This is a genomic window from Streptomyces carpinensis (assembly GCF_002154505.1).
Lineage (GTDB): Bacteria > Actinomycetota > Actinomycetes > Streptomycetales > Streptomycetaceae > Streptomyces > Streptomyces carpinensis.
On sequence record NZ_MUBM01000622.1, the window covers coordinates 1 to 534 of the forward strand.

Genomic DNA, 534 nt, shown 5'->3' on the forward strand with positions numbered 1-534 from the left:
GCGGTGGGCGTAGAGGTAGGAGATGGCGGTGGCGAGGTAGTGGTTGGGGTTCATCAGCCCGCCGTCGGGGGTGACGATGCCGTGCCGGTCGGCGTCGGCGTCGTTGCCCGTGGCGATCCGGAACCTGTCCCGCTGCTCGATCAGCGAGGCCATCGCGTAGGGGGAGGAGCAGTCCATGCGGATCTTGCCGTCCCAGTCCAGCGTCATGAACCGCCAGGTGGGGTCGGTGAGCGGATTGACCACGGTCAGGTCGAGGCGGTGCTGTTCGGCGATGCGGCCCCAGTACGCGACGGAGGCCCCGCCCAGCGGGTCGGCGCCGATGCGCAGGCCCGCGTCGCGGACCGCGTCCAGGTCCAGCACGCTCGGCAGGTCGGAGACGTAGGCGCCCAGGAAGTCGTGGCGGCCGGTGCCGGGGGCGGCGAGTGCCCGGGTGTAGGGGATGCGCCGTACGCCCTTCAGCCCGGCCGCGATGATCTCGTTCGCCCGGTCCTGGATCCAGGAGGTCGCCTCCGAGCCGGCCGGGCCGCCGCTCGG

1 pseudogene is annotated in these 534 nt (G+C 72.5%); it reads right to left on the minus strand.

Going from position 1 to position 534, the window contains the following annotated elements:
- Positions 1-534, minus strand: a pseudogene (locus BZY54_RS47165) (phosphoglucomutase, alpha-D-glucose phosphate-specific); the annotation flags it as partial.